General features: G+C 58.0%; 19 protein-coding genes. 16 read left to right on the plus strand and 3 right to left on the minus strand.

From position 1 onward, the window contains the following. Positions 1-178: 178 nt before the first annotated feature. The 3 genes from RHSP_RS32905 to RHSP_RS32920 all read left to right on the plus strand — a co-directional run bounded on the left by RHSP_RS32905 (position 179) and on the right by RHSP_RS32920 (position 4683). Positions 179-1195 (plus strand): TRAP transporter substrate-binding protein, encoded by a 1017-nt coding sequence (locus RHSP_RS32905; RefSeq protein ID WP_004130054.1) that lies wholly within the window; start codon positions 179-181, stop codon positions 1193-1195. 9 nt (positions 1196-1204) lie between these two features. Continuing rightward, positions 1205-3070: a TRAP transporter large permease gene (locus RHSP_RS32910; RefSeq protein ID WP_004130056.1), complete on the plus strand. Its 1866-nt coding sequence runs from the start codon at positions 1205-1207 to the stop codon at positions 3068-3070. A 614-nt stretch (positions 3071-3684) separates the two neighbouring features. Beyond that, entirely contained in the window at positions 3685-4683 is a 999-nt protein-coding gene (locus RHSP_RS32920; RefSeq protein ID WP_004130059.1) for an MBL fold metallo-hydrolase, read from the plus strand. Between the two features lie 177 nt (positions 4684-4860). Here RHSP_RS32920 and RHSP_RS34275 read toward each other — a convergent pair whose 3' ends face one another. Next, complete coding sequence (locus RHSP_RS34275) at positions 4861-5118, minus strand: hypothetical protein (protein WP_037156026.1); 258 nt, start codon at positions 5116-5118, stop codon at positions 4861-4863. Positions 5119-5371: 253 nt separating this feature from the next. Here RHSP_RS34275 and RHSP_RS32930 point away from each other — a divergent pair, with 253 nt between their 5' ends. Beyond that, positions 5372-5701, plus strand: a complete 330-nt coding sequence (locus RHSP_RS32930; RefSeq protein WP_004130061.1) for a hypothetical protein — start codon at positions 5372-5374, stop codon at positions 5699-5701. A gap of 19 nt (positions 5702-5720) precedes the next feature. Here the strand turns inward: RHSP_RS32930 and RHSP_RS32935 are convergent, their stop codons facing one another. Next, positions 5721-8165 carry a beta-glucosidase gene (locus RHSP_RS32935; protein WP_004130063.1) on the minus strand — a complete coding sequence of 815 codons (2445 nt, stop codon included), beginning with the start codon at positions 8163-8165 and terminating at the stop codon, positions 5721-5723. Positions 8166-8626: 461 nt separating this feature from the next. Between RHSP_RS32935 and RHSP_RS32940 the strand changes: the two genes are divergently transcribed. The 6 genes from RHSP_RS32940 to RHSP_RS32965 all read left to right on the plus strand — a co-directional run bounded on the left by RHSP_RS32940 (position 8627) and on the right by RHSP_RS32965 (position 16238). Next, complete coding sequence (locus RHSP_RS32940; RefSeq protein ID WP_004130065.1) at positions 8627-11143, plus strand: methyl-accepting chemotaxis protein; 2517 nt, start codon at positions 8627-8629, stop codon at positions 11141-11143. 84 nt (positions 11144-11227) lie between these two features. Continuing rightward, positions 11228-12121 (plus strand): MBL fold metallo-hydrolase, encoded by an 894-nt coding sequence (locus RHSP_RS32945; protein ID WP_004130068.1) that lies wholly within the window; start codon positions 11228-11230, stop codon positions 12119-12121. 12 nt (positions 12122-12133) lie between these two features. Further along, the gene (locus tag RHSP_RS32950) at positions 12134-13258 is read left to right on the plus strand and encodes a zinc-dependent alcohol dehydrogenase family protein (protein WP_004130080.1); all 1125 of its coding nucleotides are present in this window, start codon (positions 12134-12136) and stop codon (positions 13256-13258) included. A gap of 141 nt (positions 13259-13399) precedes the next feature. After that, positions 13400-14056 carry an N-acyl homoserine lactonase family protein gene (locus RHSP_RS32955; RefSeq protein ID WP_240535563.1) on the plus strand — a complete coding sequence of 219 codons (657 nt, stop codon included), beginning with the start codon at positions 13400-13402 and terminating at the stop codon, positions 14054-14056. Positions 14057-14207: 151 nt separating this feature from the next. Continuing rightward, the gene (locus RHSP_RS32960) at positions 14208-14897 is read left to right on the plus strand and encodes a GntR family transcriptional regulator (RefSeq protein WP_004130085.1); all 690 of its coding nucleotides are present in this window, start codon (positions 14208-14210) and stop codon (positions 14895-14897) included. A gap of 108 nt (positions 14898-15005) precedes the next feature. Continuing rightward, positions 15006-16238, plus strand: a complete 1233-nt coding sequence (locus RHSP_RS32965; RefSeq protein WP_200863316.1) for an alpha/beta fold hydrolase — start codon at positions 15006-15008, stop codon at positions 16236-16238. A 375-nt stretch (positions 16239-16613) separates the two neighbouring features. On the opposite strand, the gene RHSP_RS32970 is transcribed toward RHSP_RS32965, so the two are convergent. After that, positions 16614-17381, minus strand: a complete 768-nt coding sequence (locus RHSP_RS32970) for an SDR family oxidoreductase (RefSeq protein ID WP_004130089.1) — start codon at positions 17379-17381, stop codon at positions 16614-16616. A 129-nt stretch (positions 17382-17510) separates the two neighbouring features. On the opposite strand from RHSP_RS32970, the gene RHSP_RS32975 reads away from it, so the two are divergent. The 6 genes from RHSP_RS32975 to RHSP_RS33000 all read left to right on the plus strand — a co-directional run bounded on the left by RHSP_RS32975 (position 17511) and on the right by RHSP_RS33000 (position 22684). After that, positions 17511-18020, plus strand: coding sequence for a flavin reductase family protein (locus tag RHSP_RS32975; RefSeq protein WP_004130091.1), 510 nt, complete (start codon positions 17511-17513; stop codon positions 18018-18020). Between the two features lie 89 nt (positions 18021-18109). After that, on the plus strand, positions 18110-18511 hold the full coding sequence (locus tag RHSP_RS32980; protein ID WP_018328914.1) for a carboxymuconolactone decarboxylase family protein: 402 nt from the start codon (positions 18110-18112) through the stop codon (positions 18509-18511). A 55-nt stretch (positions 18512-18566) separates the two neighbouring features. Next, a complete protein-coding gene (locus RHSP_RS32985) occupies positions 18567-19691 on the plus strand; it encodes an LLM class flavin-dependent oxidoreductase (RefSeq protein WP_004130096.1) in 1125 nt (374 codons plus the stop codon). 128 nt (positions 19692-19819) lie between these two features. Continuing rightward, the gene (locus RHSP_RS32990) at positions 19820-20989 is read left to right on the plus strand and encodes an ABC transporter substrate-binding protein (protein ID WP_004130098.1); all 1170 of its coding nucleotides are present in this window, start codon (positions 19820-19822) and stop codon (positions 20987-20989) included. Positions 20990-21032: 43 nt separating this feature from the next. After that, positions 21033-22283, plus strand: a complete 1251-nt coding sequence (locus RHSP_RS32995; RefSeq protein WP_240535564.1) for an LL-diaminopimelate aminotransferase — start codon at positions 21033-21035, stop codon at positions 22281-22283. A gap of 2 nt (positions 22284-22285) precedes the next feature. Continuing rightward, positions 22286-22684 (plus strand): GFA family protein, encoded by a 399-nt coding sequence (locus tag RHSP_RS33000; protein WP_037156033.1) that lies wholly within the window; start codon positions 22286-22288, stop codon positions 22682-22684. The last annotated feature ends 117 nt before the right edge of the window (positions 22685-22801 follow it).

Raw genomic sequence — 22801 nt, forward strand, 5'->3', positions numbered from 1 at the left:
CGTTTGGCGCAAGCGCCTAATTTACGTCCAGCCGCACAGTGGGAGGCTTCCGGCTTCAGCGACATCAGTCCAAGGTCTAAGCAACCTGCACGAAACTGAGGACGCTTACGAGGAGAGCGCCTGCGCTGGAGGCTCCTAAAAACATCGACATAGATCAACACGGTTAGAGGAGGAACCAATGATCAGAATGAATCGCCGTACCCTTATTATGAGTTCCGTGGCGATGACCGCCGCGCTTGCGGCACCGCGCATCATGCGTGCGAGTTCGCCTGAATTCTCGTTTAAATTCGCCAACATCATGCCGGTTGATCATCCGCTCAACACGCGGATGACCGAGGCTTCCGACAAGATCAGCCAGCAGACAGACGGCCGCGTGAGCATTCAAGTGTTCCCCGCGAGCCAGCTCGGCACCGATGCTGATATGCTCAGCCAGCTTCGATCAGGTGGCCTGGACCTTCTTGCGCAGACAGGCCTCATCGCAGCGACACTCGTCCCGCCGGCGGCCATCACCGGTGTAGGATTTGCCTACCCCGACTACGCGCAGGTGTGGAAGTCGGTGGATGGTGAGCTCGGCCGGAGCATCCGGACGGCTTTTGAGAAGGTCAACCTGATCGCCTTCGAGAAGATGTGGGACAACGGCTTTCGGCAGACGACCTCGATCGGGAAACCGATCAAGTCGCCCGAGGACCTCAAGGGCTTCAAGATCCGCGTCCCTCCTGCGCCGCTCTGGACATCGCTTTTCAAGTCTCTCGGCGCCGCGCCGACGTCGATTCCATGGGGCGAAACTTATTCCGCACTCCAGACCCACGTCGCCGACGGTCTCGAAAACCCGCTCGCTGGCATTTACTTTGCCAAGATGTACGAGGTTCAAAAGTATCTCTCCCGGACCAACCATATGTGGGACGGCTTCTGGATTCTCGCCAATCGGGACAACTTCGAGATGCTGCCTGAGGACTTGCGTGACATTGTCGTCACCGAGATCAATCGGTCGGCTATCGTGCAACGCGCTGATGTCGAAAAGCTGAATTCCGAACTCCAGGCAGAGCTGACGAGCAAGGGTCTTGAATTTATCGACGTCGATGTTTCCAAGTTCCGCGCGACGCTGCAAGCTTCGTCGTTCTATTCCGATTGGAAGGGGCGTTTTGGCGAGGAAGCATGGGCGTTGCTGGAGTCTACCTCGGGCAAATTGATCTGAGGCGTTGACATGGCTACTTCTGAAAATGTCAGCCCCCCGGTGATCGGCGCGTGGCCAGTCCTGGCCAAAGCTGAAGCGGGCGTGGTGCGCCTGATTGAATTGATCGCCGCAGCACTTGTTGTCGTCGAGGTACTCGTGCTGTCGGCGGGCGTCTTCGCCCGCTATGCATGGGGCGAGCCGCTCATCTGGTCGGACGAGCTCGCCTCCATGTTGTTCCTCTGGCTTTCGATCGTGGGCGCGGTCCTCGCTTTTCACCGCGGACAGCACATGAGGATGGGCGTTATCGCGGACGCGATGCCGCCCGTCGTAAGGGCAAGACTGGAGGTGGCTGCACTTGTCTTTTGCCTTTCGGTCTGCGTGCTTCTTCTGCCCAAGGCCACGGTCTACGCTCTTCATGAAGTTCCGGTCGTCACTCCCGCGATGGAAGTTTCGGTCGCATGGCGTTCGTTTGGTCTTCCGATCGGACTTGGCCTGATGCTTATCCTTGGCGTGACCAATGCCCTTCAGCGCATCAGGCTGAGCGATTTCCTGATCGGAGTCCTTGTAGCCGCATGCTTGATAGGGTTGGCGATTGCGGCGAAACCGTTGATCATGGCGATGGGCAACTGGAACCTCGTGCTTTTCTTCGTAGTCTTCATCGCACTAGGTGTGCTGAGCGGCGTACCAATCGCGTTCGTGTTCGCTCTCGCTGCCATCAGTTATGTGGCTCTGGGTACGAGCCGTCCGATAAGCGTGATCGCGGGTCGGCTTGATGAGGGAATGTCGCATCTTCTCCTCCTAGCGGTCCCGCTGTTCGTGCTGCTGGGTATGCTGATGGAGGTTACGGGCATGGCAAAAGCGATGCTGAACTTCCTGGCGTCCTTGCTCGGACATGTCAGAGGCGGCCTGTGTTACGTCCTCGTCGCGGCAATGTATCTGGTGTCTGGGATATCGGGTTCGAAGACCGCCGACATGGCTGCTGTCGCCCCGGCACTGTTCCCGGAGATGAAAGCGAGAGGATCAAAGCCCGGCGATCTCGTGGCCCTGCTTGCGGCTACGGGTGCGCAGACGGAGACGATCCCGCCGAGCCTCGTATTGATCACCATCGGATCGGTTACGAGCGTATCGATTTCGGCCCTGTTCATAGGCGGTCTTTTGCCGGCGTTCGTCTGCGGATTGATGCTTTGCGTTGTCGTCTGGTGGCGCTATCGCAACGAGGACATGTCGGGTTTTCGCAAGCCGCCAGCCAGGGAGATCTTTCGCACATTCCTGATTGCGCTTCCGGCTTTGGCCCTACCTTTTATCATCCGTACAGCGGTTGTCGAAGGCGTTGCTACCGCCACGGAAGTCTCGACAATCGGCATTGCCTACTCGCTGCTGGCAGGCCTCCTCATTTACCGCCGGTTCGACTGGAAGCGGGTGGGTCCGATGCTGGTGGAAACGGCGGTCTTGTCCGGAGCCATCCTTTTCATCATCGCGGCGGCAACGGCTGTGGCCTGGTGCCTGACTCAATCGGGTTTTTCGCGTGGGCTGGTTCAGACGATGGCGGGTCTACCCGGAGGAGCGCCGATCTTTATGATCGTGTCGATCGTCGCGTTCATTGTGCTCGGTAGCGTGCTGGAAGGCATTCCCGCGGTGGTTCTGTTCGCACCCCTGGTATTTCCGATCGCCAAGGGATTAGGGATCCACGACGTGCACTATTCGATCGTGGTCATTCTCGCCATGGGAGTGGGCTTGTTCCTCCCGCCGTTCGGCGTCGGTTATTATGCCGCCTGTGCAATCGGCCGTGTGAACCCGGTGGAAGGCATAAAGCCGCTGTGGGGGTACATGATCGCCCTGCTTCTCGGGCTTGCGATCGTCGCAGCGGTGCCCTGGATCTCGATCGGCTTCCTATGACGTGCGACCGTAGGCGGCCGGTAGAGAAGTCGGCCATTCTACGGTCGTAACCATGTCGGATAAGGCGGAATGCCGGGCTGGCAACGCGCTTCAGAAGCATGCTGCTGGCTCCGCAATATGCCCGGGAAGAAATGTAGCGCCCACCCGAAGATCGTTACGTCCTCGCGGTTTTCCGTGGCTTCTTCCTCAGGAGCGGTGCGCTCTTCGAGGGAAGAGGTAACATCTATCCTCCGAGCGCTTAATGAACACCGTTGGCGACCTGACGCAGAGCCACTCACATAACAATGAGGCAGCCAAGGCGATCCACGATAATCTTGCCGATATTCGGATGCGAGCCGCGTCCCGCAGTCAGGGAGCCAAGAGTTCTTTCGAACTCACCGAAAGCCAACGAGATCTGATGGCCGGACCAACGCGGTACCCCGAAACCGGTTGTTTCGATTGATGAATCGCAGGTCGGAGCGAGATCATTTGTTGAGCGATGCTCATTGAAATGGACTTGCAATTCAATTGTCCTAGACCTGCCACTTGATACCTTTCCGATGCAGACAAAGCCGAAATCCGTCGCAAGACAAGCGCGGTCTGCAGACGCATTTTTACAAATGGGGAGGAGTGAAATGGGAAATGAACGTTTCGAGATCGACCGCCGCAACTTACTATTGGCAGGGGGAGCTGCTTTGAGTGGAGCCGTTTTGGGTGCGAACAGTGTAGCGGCTCACGCTGGGGCGAGCCCCGTTTCCGGGGCACAAGCTCCGGACTTTTATCGATTTGCCATTGGGGACGCCCAGGTAACCATCGTATCAGACGGCCCACTTCCGCTCGGCGACCCGACACAAAGCTTTCTCGGCGTCCCTGCCGACGAGATAAGATCCATGCTAAACCACAGCTTCCTGCCCACGGATGAGGTCGTTCTCGCTCAGAACGCACCTGTCGTAAACATCGGTGGCAAGCTGATTTTGTTCGACACGGGGATGGGATCGCTTAAGCAATTTGGCCCGACGACTGGCCGTCTCAAGTCTTGCTTGGCCGCCGCGAATATTGCGCTGGAAGATATTGACGCTGTCGTCTGTTCGCATGCTCATTGGGACCACGTCGGCGGAATCTGGGGCGACGACGGGAAACCAACGTTTCCAAATGCCCAGGTGTACATCAGCCAAACCGACTACGATTTCTGGACCGACGAGAAAAAACTTGGAGGCGATCTCAACGGTCTAGTTAAAGCCGCGATCCACAACCTCAAACCCGTGCGGGACCGCATGGTTTTTTTCCAGGACGAACAAGAGTTTCTTCCTGGTATTCATGCCATTAGCGCTCCTGGACACACACTCGGCCATAGCTGCTTTATGATTGAGTCAGCAGGAAAGACAATGTGCTATGGCGGCGACCTCACTCATCATCCTGTGCTTCTGTTCGAAAAGCCTTTGATGGAATTTGCGTTCGATACCGATCCCAAACTGTCAGCTCAATCGCGTGTGCGCATTCTGAAAATGCTGGCCTCCAATAGAATACCCTTCATGTCCTACCACTTCCCATGGCCGGGCTACGGGCACGTTGGCATAGCGGGAGAGGGCTTCGCGTATTTTCCTGAGCCACTACATCTTAGCCTGTTGGACTGAGTGGTAGAGAAGGGCGCGAGGGCAATGCCTTCGCGTCAATCCTATCCGGAGGGCAGTCGAACGAAATCATCACATGGCGGAAGTTACGCAACAAGCAATGTGCGCCTTCATCGCGTTGCTAGACATCAAGTCACGCGGGAACGCCAACTGAAATCAAGAGCGATCGGCGGACCGCACCTAAAGGCAATTCCTGATCGGAAACATATCCTCGCCGTAGTGGTGAAGCCTTGTGTGATGCCGTCGGCATAACCAGCGCACCTTTAAAGGGTCGTCGTATTGATCATGATGGGCGTCGACCGTTTCAATCCCGCAGACCTCACATGTTTGCTTTTCCAGGTCGCCTGCCTTTACGGCTCGCTGTACAGCAAGATGAGCATCATATTTCGCTGGATTAGCACGGCGCCAATTTGCTTGGCGGGTGTCGGTTTTCAGCATCGCCGCATCCTGTGCCTGTAATTTTGCGCTCTCGACCGATAGATACCTGGAGAGGGCTGCAGGCTCAAGTTTCCGCACAGAGCGACGGCGTCTGTCCGTGGCTCCGCGTCCGAAAACAAGATTTCGCATTGCCAGGAATGATCAGGGTTGGGCCATCGAGATCCAAGTTTGCTGCCCGCAATCTTCGCACGGTGGATACGATATCGCTCGTGTCGATCGGTGCTCCCGATCGTAGCGCGCTGGATGACTAAGCTTGAAATTTCTGCTCGATACATATGTCCTGAAGGAGATCGGTCGAGCCGAATTGCACGAGAATGTGGCAGCCCTCGATACGATTGACGATTCCGATCTCGCGACAAGCGTGAGCTCAGTTCGAGAGACTGCGAAAGGCATCAAAAAAATTGTAGGACCGACGCTGTCGCGAACGTGTCCGCCAACGCTTCCGACGCCATCTTCGCCGCCTATGAAGGTCGGTATCCTTCCTGTCGATGACAATATCGCCCGTCTTGAGCCATTCTTTCACTCATTCACCGAGCTTCACCGCACTGCGCTCATTTTAGGACTCAACCACCACCAAACGTAGTCTTTGATTCTCTGCACGATTAGAGCGCTAAGACAGCGCCCTTTTGCGTGACAGTTCCACTCAAACGGATGTCGGTGGCCGAGAACCCAGCCATAACTGCAAATCCCCCCGTCTCTATCCGCCAGCACCGCTCGGTCGTGTCGAAGAAGGCAAATGTTCGGGCGTCAAGAATGAAACTGAGCCTTCGTTTCTCACCGGGTTCCAGGGCGATTTTCGAGAAGGCTTTCAGTTCTTTGACCGGTCTGGGTACAGATGCTTCAACATCGCCGACATAGATTTGCACCACTGCCGAACCTGGCCGCTCGCTGACGTTGGTCAATCCCAGTGTCACTGTCACCGCGCCGGCAGCATCCGGCAGCCCTACCGTCAGGTCTGACATCGCAAAGCTTGAATAACCAAGACCATGACCGAAGGGGAACAGTGGCTTAATGTCCTGGCGATCGTAGTGCCGATATCCAACGAACACACCTTCGTCATATCGCACATGGCCATTCTTGCCTGGATAGACCGCGTCATCCTCGGTATGTGTGGGATTGTCAGCCCAGCGCACCGGGAAGGTCTGTGCCAGTCGGCCCGAGGGCTCGGCCTTGCCGAGGAGGACATCGGCGATCGCGTTGCCAGCTTCCTGGCCGGGATACCAGCATTGCAGTACTGCACGAGCACTGGAAAGCCAGGGCATTTCCACCGGTCCACCAGTTTGCAGGACGACAATCGTGTTCGGATTGGCCGCAATTACCGCCTCAACAAGCTGGTCCTGCAGACCAGGAAGCGCAATGCCGCGGAGATCGGAGCCCTCGGTATCCCAGTCGCCCGTTCTGCCCACGAAGACTACCGCATGATCAGCCTTCGCGGCGACGGCTGCTGCCTCGGCAATCTCCGCTTCGGCCGAAAACCTGCCTATTCCTACCCGAATTGCGGCGATATAGAGGTTGACGTGATCGTGCCGGGCGTACTCGGCGACGACCTCGTATTTACGGCCGGCTTCGAGCGTGATTTCACCCACGACCTCCTCGCAGCCTTCTTCAAAGAATGTGGTACCACGTGTCCAGGAAGCCCAGGCGTCCACCACAAGCCTGCCGTCCACATAGACACGGCCAAGCCCCGCCGAGGTCAGGCCGACGCGATAGCCGCCGGCTTCTGAGGCTGTGAAGACGGTGCGCATTCGGGCGGAAAAGCGATGCGGATCGACGGTGCCCCCGGCCACGGGGGGCAACCATACACCGAGGCTCGACGGTTCCTCGATAACCTTCACGGGCTCGCCAGCAAGCTCCCTCCCTTGGAAAAATTCGAAGGTTGTCGGGTTTTCGATCAGCGGCTGAAACCGATAGTTGCTGCAACCTTGAGCGTAGAACACGTTCTCCTCACCCAGGGCGTCCGCCAGCCCCTGCCACGGACTGACGACATAGTGGGGGTTCAACTGCGCCGAGCCGCCTCCCATAATCTGCGCGATCTTGGCATTGGGTCCAATGATGGCGACCGTACCTTGCTGAGCCAATGGCAGGATGCCGTCATTCTGTAGCAGAACTGCGCTTTCCGCTCCCGCGCGCCTGATGAGTGCCCTATGTTCCGGCCGATTAATGGCGTACTCCTTAAACTCGCGATGATCGTTGATTGCGCCGGTGCGTTCCATCAGGGTCAGGATATTGTGCACACAGGCGCGGACGGTCTCGACACTTACCTCGCCCGCGTCGATCGCCGCCAGAAGCTTGGAGCCGCGGTCGCGGGTCGGGCCCGGCATCTCCAAATCCAGCCCAGCATTCACGGTGGGTGCGGTCGAACGCGAGCCGAACCAGTCCGACATCACCACGCCGTTAAAACCCCAGCCACCGCGCAGTACCTCGTTCAACAGCCAATGGCTTTCCGCCGTGTAAGTACCGTTTAGTTTGTTATATGAAGACATCACGGCCCAGACCTTTGCCCGCTTCACCGCCGCCTCAAAGGGTATTAGGTAGACTTCGCGCAGAGTGCGTTCATCGATATCTGAAGAGATGGTTGTACGTTCGATCTCGGACTCGTTGCCAGCGAAATGTTTTATCGTGGCACCCACTTTCTTGGACTGCAGACCTTCGATATAGCCGACGGCAAGTTCCGCCGTCAGTATCGGATCCTCAGAGAAACACTCAAAGTTTCGGCCGTTTGTGACGCTGCGCTGGATGTTAACGGTCGGCGCCAGCGAGACATGGGCCCCTTTGGAAAGAACCTCGTCACCTAGCGCACTGCCGATTTCCCTGGCTAGGTCCGGGTTCCAACTCGCTCCGATGGCAATGCCTACCGGGAAAGCCGCTGCAGTCACACCCCCGACAAAAGACCCCGCCCCGCGGGCGCCGTTGGGGCCGTCCGTCAAGCGCAATCTCCCTATCCCTAGGCGGTCGATGGGCGGTAAAGACCAGAACGTATCGCCGGAAAGTAGCGAGACCTGCTCGGCCAAGGTCATATTATCGAGCAATGCTCTCGTATCAGTCATCTTCTCTGCTTCCTCAATCTCAACACTTACCGTTCCCCAGATCGGGCATCTCGATATGCATATTGGGAAAGCTGGTGAGGTCGGCGTCATCCAAGGAGCCGTCCATCCATGAGAAGGACCCGTTTGTTCCCCAAGGCGCCGTCACCACGACGACGACATGTTCGCAGTCTTCACATGGCCGAGATGCCGTCACCGCTTTCCACTGAAAACAAGGACATCGCGGTTTGATCGATGTAAGCGGTGAAAGTTGTGCCGGCTGCGGCAGCGCCGGTTCTGGAGTTATTCCTGCGCAAGTTCGCGAGACAATTTGATAAACCTGAACATGCTTTATCAGACAATCTGTTGACAGACAATCCTCAGTCGCGCAGCCTCGTGTCGTCATTGATGATTCGATGCTTCCATCGGAGGCGGATCCCGATTGATGAAGCTTCTTCACCGCCTATGGACAAGGATGGACCACAATGGACAGGCTGTTGTCCCGTTTCCGGCTACAGACAAAAGTAATCATTTTCGTACTGCCTTTCATAATCAGTATTTGCGCGGTGGGGTTTTTGGGGCACTACGCCGCGGGTCTCCTACAAAGCCGCCTGGAAACCTCAAGCCAGGTGATGCAGGTGCTCTCGGGTTTCCGTGACGTCTCCGCCTCGATGAGAGAGTTTCTCGACGAGGCGTCGGAAGAAAGGCGCGATCGCGTGAAGGCTGACCTGCTCGCGCAGCAATCGCATCTGCAGGCTTTGGTGACGAATGCCGGAGCTACGGCGGAAAGCGAAGGCCTCCAGTCGGCAAACGCGATTATGCTGGACGTGGTGAACAATTTTGGTTCTCTCTGGAGCATCCATGAAAGCGAAGAGAAACTGATAAGCTCGATCGCCAATCATTCTGAATCGCTGGTTTGGTCGCAGAATGAAATGCTCAGGCTAGCAGACGAGTTAAGGAAGTCCGGCGAGCAGTCCGAGGGCGCCGCCAAATCGATGTTGCGCGATGCCGACAGGGTGACAGGCTATGCAACCTTCTTCCTTGATCTTGCCGCGGGCTACCAATTCGCCGGAACGACCGAGTTGAAACTCAAATATTTGGGCGGCAAAGTGGGCGAGTTGCGTCGGAGCGCCCGAAATCTGCGGGCTTCCTTGCCATCGGACGCCACAAAACTGTCGAGCTCGGTCGATGGCGCGGTGAAAAGCGTAACACAACTTCTGTCGCAGGGCGCTTCATCGGACAACACCGTAGGCCTCGACACCGCAATGTCCGCGTTCAAGGAAATCTCCGTCGCGATTAACGCGGTAGCGAACCAGCAAACAAAGAAAGCAATCGTCGAGTTCGCAGGTCTCGACCAACATTTGGCGAAGATCAGCAGCGCCTTGGACGGCAGCCGAAGACTTTCAGACTCCAGCTATCTCATCAGGATAAACCTTGCGCGCTTCATAGCCGACCCTACCGAACAAAACCGTGCGCAGCTCGTCCAGAACTTTGACAGAACGAAGAAGGAGATATTGGACATCTGGAGTGCCGCTTCCGACCTCGACCTTTTCAAGGCAGTCCAGAATACGGTGCCGCCGGCGGTAGAGGGTATGACGCAGGACAGTGCGAAGCTCGTCGAGATCTCGGAAGTGAGGCGTGCGCAATATAGGCAAACGACAGACCAGTTGAACACCATATGGGGCCACCTCACGACGTTTGCCGACGCCCAGCGCGCAAGAGCCATTGAAGAGACGGCTTACGCGAATGGCATTGGCCTCATCACGACATTTGCCGGCGTCCTCGTCGCACTTCTCGCTGGCTTCGGGATGATTGCGACTTTCAAAAAACCTGTTGTCCAGTTGACCGACGACATGCGGCGTTTGGCGGAAGGGGACCTTGACATTGAGATCGGCGGTTCTGAGCGCGCTGATGAGCTCGGAGAAATGGCCCGGGCGCTCTGTGTCTTCAGGGAGAATGCCGCGAGGAAGATCGAGATCGAGAACGACGCGGATCGTCAACGATCGGCTTCCGAAGCTGAACGTCGGCACAACGAGGCGGAGAAAGCCGAGATCGACAAACAGATCGGCGACGCCGTCGACAGTCTTGCCGCTGGGCTGGAGAGGTTATCCAACGGTGATGTTTCGAGCACGATCGATCAACCGTTCTCCGGGCGGCTGGAACAATTGCGACGGGACTTCAACAATTCGTTGCTGCGTTTGCAGGCGACGATGTCGGAACTTCGCGGCAACATCGTGCTCATTCGGCAAAATGCAGACAACCTCAGCAGTGGCGCCGATGATCTCTCCCGCCGCAGCGAGCGTCAAGCCGCGTCGTTGGAGGAGACCGCGGCCGCTGTTCATCAACTCACCGCGACGGTGCGTTCCTCGACAGAGCAGGCACAAGCCGCAGCCCAGCTGGTAAAAGAAACCAAGCAGGCCGCGGATGCGTCTGCTTCAGTGGTCACGAACGCGGTTGACGCTATGGGACGAATAGAAGCGGCTTCCGGGCGCATTTCGCAAATCATCGGCGTCATCGACGAGATTGCCTTCCAGACCAATCTCCTGGCACTCAATGCCGGTGTCGAGGCCGCGAGAGCTGGAGAAGCGGGGCAGGGCTTCGCTGTCGTGGCCCAGGAAGTCAGGGAACTTGCCCAGCGGTCGGCTCTAGCCGCCCAGGAAATCAAGGAACTCATAGCAAGATCAAGCGAGGAAGTCGCCTCGGGATCGCGATTGGTGAACGAGGCGGGCAAGGTGCTGATTGCGATATCGTCGAATGTTGCCGGAATTTCCGAAAGGGTTGAGCTTATCGCTGCGGCGAGCAGGGACCAGGCGGCTTCGCTTATTGAAGTGAACCATGCCGTTGGCGAGATCGATGACAGCACCCAGCGAAACGCTGCCATCGCCGAGCAAGCCCACGCCGCCACCCAAGAACTCACAAAAGAGACCCAGCGGCTGATGCAGCAGATCGAACAGTTCAACATCGGCAGGCCAAGGGGTCACGTGCTTTCGATCGTTTCCTGACTTCGTAGACAATCACCACTATTGTGTTGACAGATTTTCATACAATCTGTCAAATGGTGCAGCCAATCTGGGAGGATAAGCGGCGTGCTCAATGACCAAGCGCATCAGACTAAGTTGCCCTATTTCTATCCGTTCAAGTTCGGAAGCGGCGAAATAACGGTACTTTCGGACGGACCGTTGGAATTGGGCGACCCACGGGAGAATTTCCTTGGGGTCGACGCAGCCACGGTGACGGAAATGCTCGACAGGAACTTCCTGTCCAGTTCGTCGGTGACCCTCGAGCAGAACATCCCGCTGGTCAAAATCAACGGAAAGACCATCCTGTTCGACACCGGGATGGGGACGTCGAAGATTTTCGGGCCGACGACCGGTCGCCTGCTGAAGAGCATGCAGGAGGCAGGGATCGACACTTTGGAAGTCGATGCCGTGGTGTTGTCCCACGCACACATCGACCACACCGGCGGACTTTGCGATCGGGACGGCAAGCTTAATTTTCCCAACGCGGAGATCTTCATAAGCGAAAGCGACTTCGATGACTGGACCGACGGAGGCAAGCTTGATGACGGTTTCAAGGCCCAGGTGGAAAATGCCCGGAGGAACCTTCTTCCACACCGTGATCGGATAACGCATTTCGTGGACGGTCAGGAGTTTCTGCCGGGCGTGCAGGCAGTGCACGCTCCAGGCCACACCTTGGGCCACTTCTGCTTCCTCATGCAGTCGGGCAACGATCGGCTCTGCTTCCTCGGCGATCTGACCCATCATCATATCCTGCTGATGGAACGCCCGTGGATGGAGTTCAAGTACGACACCGATCCCAAGCTCTCGGCGCGGTCGCGCACACGGGTGCTGGATATGCTCGCGACAGACCGCATACCAGTGATGTCCTATCACTTTGCGTGGCCCGGGCTCGGCAACGTCGCCCGGGAGGGGGAAGGCTTCCGCTACGTACCCGCCGCCATGCAGATGCTCTCGAGATAGGAATACGCGACAATGCAGATGAAATCAGTCATTCTCCGAGAGTCAGGGCTTCCCAGGCCGTATGCAAGTTCGCGGCCTCTCAGTGTCGAGACCGTCGACCTGGCGCCTCCGGGCAATCTTGAGGTCCTGGTCAAAATCAAGGCCGCTGGTGTGTGCCACTCCGACCTGTCGGCGATAAATGGCGACCGCCCCCGTCCATTGCCTGTCGCGTTGGGGCATGAAGCGTCCGGCATTGTCGAAGAAATCGGACCCGGTGTGGATACAGTGAAGGTTGGCGATCACGTCGTGATGTCGTTCCTGCCCATCTGCGGACACTGCGATTACTGCGCGGGAGGACGCGCAAGCCTCTGTGAGCCGGGCTATCGCGCAAACGCCGCCGGGACATTGTTGAACGGTAGCAAGCATATCCGTCTTCGGGGCTACGATATCAACCATCACAGCGGCGTATCGGCGTTTTCGGAATACGCGGTCGTGTCGGCGCACTCGGTCGTCAAGATCACCAAAGACGTGGACGTCACCATGGCGGCCTTGTTCGGATGCGCCGTGATGACAGGCGTCGGTGCCGTCGTAAATACATGTGGCGTGAAGCCGGGGCAGTCGGTCGCCGTCATCGGCCTGGGAGGCGTGGGGTTGTCGGCCGTCCTCGGAGCGGTGGCTAGCGGGGCAAGCGAGATCGTTGCCATCGATTTGATGCCGGAGAAGCTTGAGTTGGCTAAGGCGCTGGGCGCGACGCGTACCTTCCTGGCAACCACGCCGGATGTCATCGGCGAGGTCAAGGAAGCGACCCGCGGGGGAGTGGACTACGCCATCGAGATGGCAGGGTCGAGCAAAGCGTTCGAAACCGCGTATGGCATTACGCGGCGCGGCGGCACGACGGCCACAGCGGGTCTGGCGAACGTGAACACCAAATTCGAGATCTCGCCGCTTCCTCTTGTCGGGGAAGAACGCGTCATCAAAGGCAGCTACATGGGGTCCTGCGTACCTTCGCGCGATGTTCCCCGCTATATCGACCTGTTCCTCAAGGGTAGGTTGCCCGTGGAGAGACTGTTGTCCAGCACTGGCCCGCTTGAGGAAATCAACGAGGCCTTCGACCGGTTAGACCGTGGCGAGGTGATCCGGCATCTGCTGGTTCCTTGAGCCTGCGGAAGGAGCGAGAATTTGACCGACTGGAAAGTCCTGGCGATACATTACGGCACTGCGGTTCGGCCCGTTGGCGAACTCGGCCTGGAAGCAGGAGATCCCCACGACGCCCCGGGCAGGATCGAGTATTTCGTTTGGTTGATCCGCCATGGTGAACGTCTGATCCTGGTTGACACCGGGTTTAGCCCGCAGGAGGCTGAAAGGCGCGGGAGGACCATGTTGATCCATCCGGTCGAGGCGCTTCGCCAGCTCGGGATTTCCGCATCGTCCATTACCGACGTCGTCATCACGCATCTTCACTATGATCACGCAGGAAACCTTGCGGACTTCCCCGAAGCCCTGTTCCACTTGCAGGATCGGGAGATGGCCTACGGTACAGGACGATGCATGTGCCATGATCGTCTTCGGCGTCCCTTTGCGGTGGACGCCGTAGTCGATGCGGTCCGCCTGACGTTTTCCGGCAGGGTGTGCTTCCACGACGGGAACGGCGAGATTATGGAGGGGCTCACTATCCATCTCGTCGGCGGTCATTCTAGGGGCCTTCAGGTCGTGAGGCTGGACGATGGCAATGACGTCGTCGTTATCGCATCGGACGCACTCCATTTTCAACGCTTTCTAGAGCATGACGACGTCTTTCCGCTTTTCGCCGATTACGCCGACGTATTGGAGGGATACCGAACTCTCCGTGAGCTTTCAGGACCGTCCGGAGTACTCGTTCCAGGCCACGATCCCGCAGTCCTGACGAGTTTCCCATCGCTGTCACCGGATCTCGCATTTGCAAAGGTTCTACGGTAATGGGGACGCATGGAATGTCCGGTAAGAGGCCAGGCTTGGGTGTTCTTCGTTTTCGTCAGACAATCGGGTTGTCTCATCGGGATAACCCACCATATAGTACCATGACTTGCGCGGCCGGTTCCGGCCTTGGTAAAACGGACTTTTGGATCCTATGGGTGATATGGATTTACAGATTGCACGGCAGAGTGCCACTTTGCGCACTCAGGTAGAGGATAAACTGCGGCAGGCGATATCCAGCGGCCGTTTCAAGCCGGGTCAGCGCCTCGTTGAGCGAGAACTCTGCGAGTCGATCGGTGTCGGACGAACATCAATCCGCGAGGCGCTTCGACAACTCGAGGCCGAGGGCCTCATTACCAGCTATCCGCACCGCGGCCCCGTCGTCAGCACTATCACTTACGAAGAAGCCGCTCAGCTTTACAGCGTCAGGGCTTTGCTCGAGAGCTATGCTGGAAAGGAATTCGCTGAAAACGGAACCGCCCAGGATATTCACACACTCAATGAGGCGGTTGCTGAGTTTGCGGAAGCCGCGGCAAACGGCGCCGGTAGCAGGCTCATCAAGGCGAAAACCGCGTTTTACGACTGCCTGATGCAAGGGAGCGGAAACGTCTTCGTCAAGCAAATGCTGACATCGCTCCACAATCGGGTGACGCTCCTGCGCATGACGTCGATGACGCAGCCGGGGCGCTTGAACCACAGTGTGGAAGAGATAAAGGAGATCGCTGCGGCCATTACCGACCGAAACGGACCGAAAGCCGCCGCAGCCTGCAAGTACCACATCGATATGGCGGCTAAGGTCGCGTTGGACTACCTGCGTAAAACCTCTGAAAACCACGGCGATTGAAGAAGCGGCATTAGCCGGTATTGACAGATTGTCTGATAATCTGCTTATTCGAAGTCATGGCGCTGCCGACGCGTGCGGCCTGGCGCTCGCTCGAACAGGGAGGTTGCTTTGGCCATTTTTAATGAATTGCGGTCCCGCATGTCGGAGGCCCTTGGGGATCAGGAATTGCCCCGGCTCACTCCGGACCTGACGATAAAGATCGCCTTCTACGTCGGCGATCAGGTGATCGCCCTCGATTTCGCTGAAGGCGGCGCGGAGATCTCGGGGGAAAGCAGTGACCCCCAGGTGACAGTGAGGGCCACCACGGACGCCTGGGATCAGGTTCTGATGACGCCGCCGCCGGCGACCTTTCACTCCTTCACGGCGTTGCAGCTTGCAAACCCTCTCTTCGAGATCGCGGGCTCACCGCTCGACCTCGCGAAAGCACGCCCGGCTCTCGAACGGGTGTTCGAGCTCGTCGTCACGTCCCCCGAGATGACAGCGGAGCGTGCGCAACGCGACCTGCGTCAAATTCGGGGGCGGTATGCCGTCGTCAATATCGATGACGTCCCCCATGAAATATATTACGAAGAAGCAGGTGAGGGGGTGCCGGTCCTGTTTCTTCACACCGCCGGAGCAGATAGCCGCCAATTCATGCCTCAGCTCGCGGACACCGAGCTTGCGAAAAGCTACAGGCTGATCGCGGTTGACCTACCATTCCACGGTCGGTCCATGCCGCCGCTGACGTGGGACGGAGCACCCTACAAGCTCACGGCATCGATCTACCTGAAATGGTGCACGGCCATTCTCGAACAGGTGGTTCGCGAAAAGGCGATTGTCGCGGGTGGGTCCATGGGCGCGGCAATGTCGCTGGTTCTCGCGGCGGAACGGCCGGAGCATATCCTCGGGATCGTGGCGATCGAGCCACCTTTCCGCTCCAAGGGAAGGAGGAACCCATACCAGCACAACGTAAACGTACACGGCTCACTTCATAACTCGGCATATGTCAGAGGGATCATGAGCCCACTGAGCCCCGCAGGGGAGCGCAGGAGGTCAAGCTGGATCTATTCGCAGGGAGCGCCCGGAGTTTACCCAGGGGATCTTTCCTTCTACAGCGACGAGTTCGACGGAGCAGTGACAGCTCCCCGTATTGACCCATCACGCACCCCGGTGGCGCTGCTCTCGGGCGACTATGACTACTCAGCCACGCCGGCCGACGGTGCCAAGCTCGCCGAACTTATTCCGGGATGCCTCCACCTCGTTATGGGCGGACTAGGTCACTTTCCAATGTGCGAACACCCGAACTTCTTCCGGAGCTATCTTGTCAAAGGGCTCGATTTCGTACGGCACGCCGCTCGCTGAGCGGTTGGATTGACTCTCGTCGCCCGGTGCAGCCGCCGGGCGATCGCATGCGAAAGCGGGCGGGCGCATACCGAGGCTTTGCAATTGGCGTCCCGGCGATGACACGGCCGGCATCGCAGGCGGCATCCCTCACGCGCTCCCGAGAAGTTCCGGTGTGGATTGAGAAAATTCCCGCGATATCTGGGGGAAGGATCAGGCGCGGCGATGCGCCTATAAAGCGCCGTAGCGACGTCTCATCGCAGGGTCTTGATCACGCAGCTTTGCGCGTGATCTCTATCTTTTCCCACTGCGGGTCTCTGTGTTTCCGACACGTAGTACCACAGCAAAAATGCCTCCCGTGGTCAAGAAGGAGGCACCCGCCAGCACCTATGTGCTTCAGCGCACCAAGTGGTTACCGATCGACGATCCTCCGTCGACTGTGAGAATGCTTCCGGTCGCAAACCGCGAGCGGTCCGAAGCGAGAAAGAGCATCGCCTCGGCGATCTCTTCCGGGTTGCCCATCCGGTGCAAGGCTGCACGGGCGTTGAAGTCTTCCCGCAAGGCTTGTGGGTCCGCCGCTTCCGCAAAAATCTTGGTGAAATAGGGCGAGTCGATCGTCCCGGGGGCGACAGCGTTGACGCGGATCCCGTCTTTTGCGTGGTCCAGTGCCATGGCTCTCGTGAGTGCCGAGATCGCGCCTTTCGACGCCACGTAGGCCGTGCGGTTGGCGATGGCTGACACGGCGGTGTATGAGGTCGTGTTAATAATCGATCCGTTGCCCTGTTCCGCCATAATCGGAACCACGTATTTCGAGCAGAGGAAGATCCCCTTCACGTTCACCGCCATGATCCGGTCCCAGTCGGATTCGGCGATGGTGGTGACGTTTCCCGTCATTCCGAACCCCGCGTTGTTGACGAGAACGTCAATACGCCCCCATTTTTCCTTAACTGACCTGACCAACGCCTCGACTTCGGCGGAGGAAGACACATCGGCTTTTAATGCGATCGCATCCGTCCCAATTTCTCGGGCGACGTCTCGTGCTGCATCGATGTTGACGTCGACGACGCCAACCTTAGCGCCCTGGCGCGCAAACAGTTCAGCTGTTGCGCGCCCGATCCCGCTGCCAGCCCCGGTCACCACACAGACTTTCGATTCTAGATCCATAATCGTCTCCTCTTTCATTGCCCAAGAAAACATTTTCGCAGACAATCTGTCAATGACCAACAAAACGTGTTGACAGATTGTCTGCCAATCTGCTTATCTTAGGTCACGAATGACTTGGGGGAGGTAACGATGGCTGGTGCTGAAATAGCAGCGCAAGCGGCGTTCAAGACTGCTTTACGCCGGTTCACATCAACAATTTGCCTGATCACGACGGAATGGGAAGGTGCCCGTTACGGCATGGCTGCAACCGCCGTCCAGTCAGTGACGGCTGACCCTCCGACCCTCCTGGTTTGCATCAACCAATCGGCTTCGATCAGCGGCCCGCTCAAGCTGGCGGGGAAATTCGCAGTGAACATGCTGCATCTTAGTCATGCGCCTTTGGTTCCGCTGTTCAGTGGAAAACTGAAGGGAGAGGAGAGGTTCGCTCACGGTGAGTGGATCGGGGCTGGCGGAGTTCCCGTCCTCGGCGACGCCCAGGCCGCATTCGTTTGCAGCCTCAACTCCGCAGTCTCCGTTGGCACCCATGACGTCGTTCTCGGGGAAGTCATCGAGGCCCGGTTTATCGAGAGTATTGCCCCGCTCCTCTACGAGGACGGGAAATTGGTTAGATCGGCAGCGCTGATCGATGCTGCCGCCTGAAACGTTTGGCCGAGCATTCGGCCTATGACATCCACCAAATGCCTTTCGGCCGATAATGAGGAGTTTGATCCGTGACTATTGCCACCGATATGAAATCGCAAGTGAATGGGCGTCCCGTCAGTGAACGGTTCGAAAAGGGTCTGCAGACCCGTCGGGAGGTTCTCGGCGGTGCATATGTGGACGCTTCGGTAAACAAGGCGACCGAGTTCAACTGGCCGATGCAGGAGCTTGTCACCGAGTATTGCTGGAACGAGATCTGGAACAGGCCCGGCCTGGACCGCCGTTCGCGCAGCCTTCTCAATCTTGGCATGATTTCCGCCCTTAACCGCCCCCACGAGTTGAAGCTGCACGTTCGCGGCGCGATCAATAACGGCCTCAGCAAGGACGAGCTTCGCGAAGTTTTCCTTCAGGTCGCGATCTATTGCGGCGTGCCCGCGGCGATCGACAGCTTCCGCGTCGCGCAGGAAGTCTTCGAGGACATGGGTATCTAATCGGTGCCCGGCTTTCGGGCCGGGAACAGACTAACTCTGTGGAGGAGACTTCAATATGACGACCAGCGATGATTTCCGCGCCGCCGGAAACCCGATGTTTAACGGCAACAAGCTGAAGCTTGGCGTATTCGGAACGAATTGTTCCAGCGCTTGCGCCATCACCACCGCGGAATCAACGTTCGAACCGACCTTCGAACACAATGTCGAAATTGCCAAAAAGCTTGAAGCGGCCGGCTGGGAATGCATGGTGCCGATCGCCCGATGGCGCGGTTTCGGCGGGCCGACGAACTTCAACGGCGTGAACATGGACACGTTCACGTGGGCCGCGGCCCTGGCTGCCGTGACCACGAAGCTGCAGTTTTTTTCGACGACGCATATCCCCACCCTGAACCCGATCGTCGCGACGAAGATGGCGACGACGATCGACAATATTTCGAAGGGCCGATACGGCCTGAACCTGGTGACGGGTTGGTTTACCCCGGAAATGGAGATGTTCGGCGTTCCGATGATGGAACACGACACCCGCTACGAATATGCCACGGAATGGATGGAAATCGTCGAATCTCTGTGGACGAAGAACGGCGTCACCTTTGACGGCCAGTTCCTCAAGGTGAAAGACGCGTTCAGCGAGCCGAAGCCCTATAACAAAGAGACGGGTCGCCCGGTCCTCATCTGCGCCGGTTCGTCGGGCAAGGGCCTGCACTTCACAGCCAAGTTCTGCGACTTCAACTTCGGCTTCATGCAGGACATGGAATCGGGCGCAGCGTGGGTGAAGAAGGTGAAGGAGCTGGCTCGCGAGGAATACAAGCGCGAACTCGGAACCTTCACCGCGTGCCCGGTCGTCGTTCGCGAGACCGAAAAGGAAGCCCGGGATTACTACGACTACTACGTGAACCAGAAGGGCGATTGGGAAGCCTGCGAAAACATCTGCGAGGTTCTTCAGGTTCAGTCGCAGAACCACTCGGCAGAGATGTACCAGAAGTTCAAGGAGCGCTTTATCGCTGGCTGGGGCGGCTACCCGATCGTCGGAACGCCGGAACAGGTCGCCGACAAGCTCGTCGGATTGAGCAACACGGGCGTCGACGGCGCGCTTCTCACAATGGTCGACTACAACGAAGAGCTGCCGTTCTTCAACGACCGCGTCATGCCTCTGTTGAAACAGGCTGGCCTCAGGAACTGACCGTTCCGCGGGCGGCGCAAGCCGCCCGCCACCAATCCGAAATCGAAACACTTTTCACCAATTCCGTGGCTCGACGCCAACGGCGTCAACTGCTGTAGCGGATGCACAGAGGGGAGGAGACCCTACACATGCTAAAGAAGGTTTACACCGCATTGAGCGTGATCACCGGGCTAGGCCTGATGACCACCGCCGCATTCGCGGACGGCTTAGACTCGCTACCACCGGACCAGAAAAAGCTTTACGAGCTCGTGGACCCGGCAATTCCCCTCGGTGGTACGCCGCTCAAGGATTTTGTGGCGAAGCGGCCGCCGCCATGGAAAATCGGCTACGCATCCACTTATGCAGGCAACACGTGGCGTGCCCAGATCCTCACTGAATTGAACGAGGTTCTGCTTCCGAAATACAAGGAGGCTGGACTGGTATCTGAGCTTGTCGTCACGCAGTCCGACCTGAAGGACGCGACGCAAATCCAGCAGATGCGCCAGATGGTCGACGACGGCGTCGATGCTATCATCATCTGCTGCTCGAACGTAACGGCCATCAACCAGACCATCGAATACGCGCACTCCAAGGGCGTTCCGGTGTTCTCGTTCTCGGGTTACGTGACATCGCCCTACGCGATCAATGCGACCGAAAACAACACCCAGGGCGGTTATACGGCCGCAAAATGGCTGGCGGAGGAAATCGGCGGCAAGGGCAACGTGCTGACGGTTTCGGGCATCCCGGGCTTCGCATCATCCGACAGCTTCAATGTCGGTGCCAAGAAGGCGTTCGACGAGTACAAGGACATCACCGTCGTGGGCGATGTCGCCGGCAAGTGGACCGATCAGGTCGCCCAGGTCGAAGTCCAGAAATTCCTCGCGACCAACCCTACCGAAATCGCTGGTATCCTCGTCCAGTCGGCCTCGGAAAACGGTGTCGTCAACGCGGTCCAGCAGTCCGGGCGCGACATGATGCCAATCGTCCTCGGCGGCGAGGCGTCGGCGGCGTGCTACTGGCGCAACAATCCCGACTTCATCAGCCAGAGCTTCCATTTCTGGCCGCCGCGGGCTGACGCCCGCCTGGTGTGGGACGTGATGATGAGGACGCTCCAAGGCCAGGGGCCGAAGATCCAGTCGATCCTGCGACCGGCTCTTCCCTACACGATCGACGATGTGAAGGAAGCAATTCCGGAAGATTGCGATCCGAACTCCACGGCGTGGATCGAGCCCAAGGGCGATGCATGGTGGCCCGCGGACGTAGCAGCACAGTACTTCGAGCGCCCGGAAGATCCGCTGGCCTGGCGGCCGAAGAAGTAATCGACGACCTCCCAAGTTGTCCCGCGACCTCCGCGCCGGCTTCATCCGTCGGCGCGGAGGACCCACGATAAGGAACCAGAAGTTGGAATTCCACAAGATACAGCGTTTGCCCCCTTACGTCTTCGACCAGGTGAACCGTCTCAAGTCCAGCGCGCGCGCGGCCGGAGTCGACATCATCGATCTTGGAATGGGCAATCCCGATCTTCCCACGCCAAGCTGGGTTGTGGACAAGCTATGCGAAGCGGTGCAGCATCCGCGCACGCACCGCTATTCGGCTTCCAAGGGCATTATCGGGCTTCGCCGCGCCAAGGCTGCGTATTACGCCCGCCGGTTTAATGTGAAGCTTGATCCGGATACCCAGGTTGTTGCGACGCTCGGGTCCAAGGAGGGGTTTGCGAACATGGCACAGGCCATAACCGCCCCCGGGGATGTCATTCTCTGTCCGAACCCTTCCTATCCGATTCATACGTTCGGATTTCTCATGGCAGGGGGCGTGATAAGGTCGGTACCGGTCGAGCCGGATGAGACCTTCTTCCAAGCTCTCGAAATGGCGGTGCGGCATTCGGTACCGAAGCCTCTGGCGCTCATCATAAGCTACCCGTCAAACCCCACCGCTCGCGTCGCGACGCTCGATTTCTATAAGGACGTCATCGCCTTCGCGAAGAAGCACGATCTCATCGTTCTGTCGGATATCGCCTACGCTGAAATCTACTTCGACGGTCCCCCGCCGCCGTCTGTTCTCGAAGTCCCCGGCGCGATCGACGTGGCCGTCGAATTCTCCTCGATGTCGAAGACATTCTCGATGCCCGGTTGGCGCGTTGGGTTTGCGGTGGGTAACGAACGGCTCATCCGAGCGTTGACGCGCGTGAAATCGTACCTGGACTACGGAGCATTCACGCCGATACAGGTCGCCGCCGCTCATGCCCTAAACTCGGACGGGGAGGACGCCGCGCGGGCAAGAGACATCTACAGGACGCGCAGAGATACACTGGTGAAGACCTTTGCCGATGCCGGCTTCGACGTTCCAGTTCCTGCGGCCACGATGTTCGCATGGGCGAAGATACCCCCGCATTTCCGACACCTTGGCTCGCTGGAGTTTTCGAAACTCGTGCTCGAGAAGGCACAGGTCGCGATTTCGCCGGGTATCGGTTTCGGTGAGATGGGTGACGAATACGTACGGCTGGCTTTCGTGGAGAATGAAGACAGGATCCGGCAGGCCGCACGGAACTTGAAGCGGTGGCTTTCTGCAAGCGCGCGACAGCCACAACTGGATAAAGCGATGAAAGGATTTTGAAGATGCCGATCCTCGGATCTTGCCAATGTAAAGCGGTACAGTATGAAGTGTCGGAACTGGACGGCCCGATGTGGAACTGCTTCTGCCAGACGTGCAGAAAGTCCCATGCGGCCGATCATAACACTGCAGCCAAGGTGAAGAGTGATAACTTCAAGCTGATTTCCGGCGAGGACGTCCTTCACAGCTTTGAGTCGACCCCTGGAAAACTGAGGTGGTTCTGCTCACGGTGTGGTTCGCACGTTTATGCCGAACGGCCTGCCAACCCGGAGATGAAGGTGCTGCGGGCAGGCACTTTTGACACCGATCCTGGTTCGGTTCCTATGTCCAACGTCTGGCTGTCCCACGCCAGGCCGTGGCTTGCTCACGACCCCGCGAAGGAAAACTTCGAAGAGTTCCCGTGATCTCCACGGTTGCCCGCGCCAAGGGCCGATCGACCATGAGTTCGATCTGCCCGCTTCCCCAGCGGGGAAGGCTGGATGATCGAATGGCACTTGCCGCGTTCGACGCGCGGAGGTTGG

The organism is Rhizobium freirei PRF 81, from assembly GCF_000359745.1.
GTDB lineage: Bacteria > Pseudomonadota > Alphaproteobacteria > Rhizobiales > Rhizobiaceae > Rhizobium > Rhizobium freirei.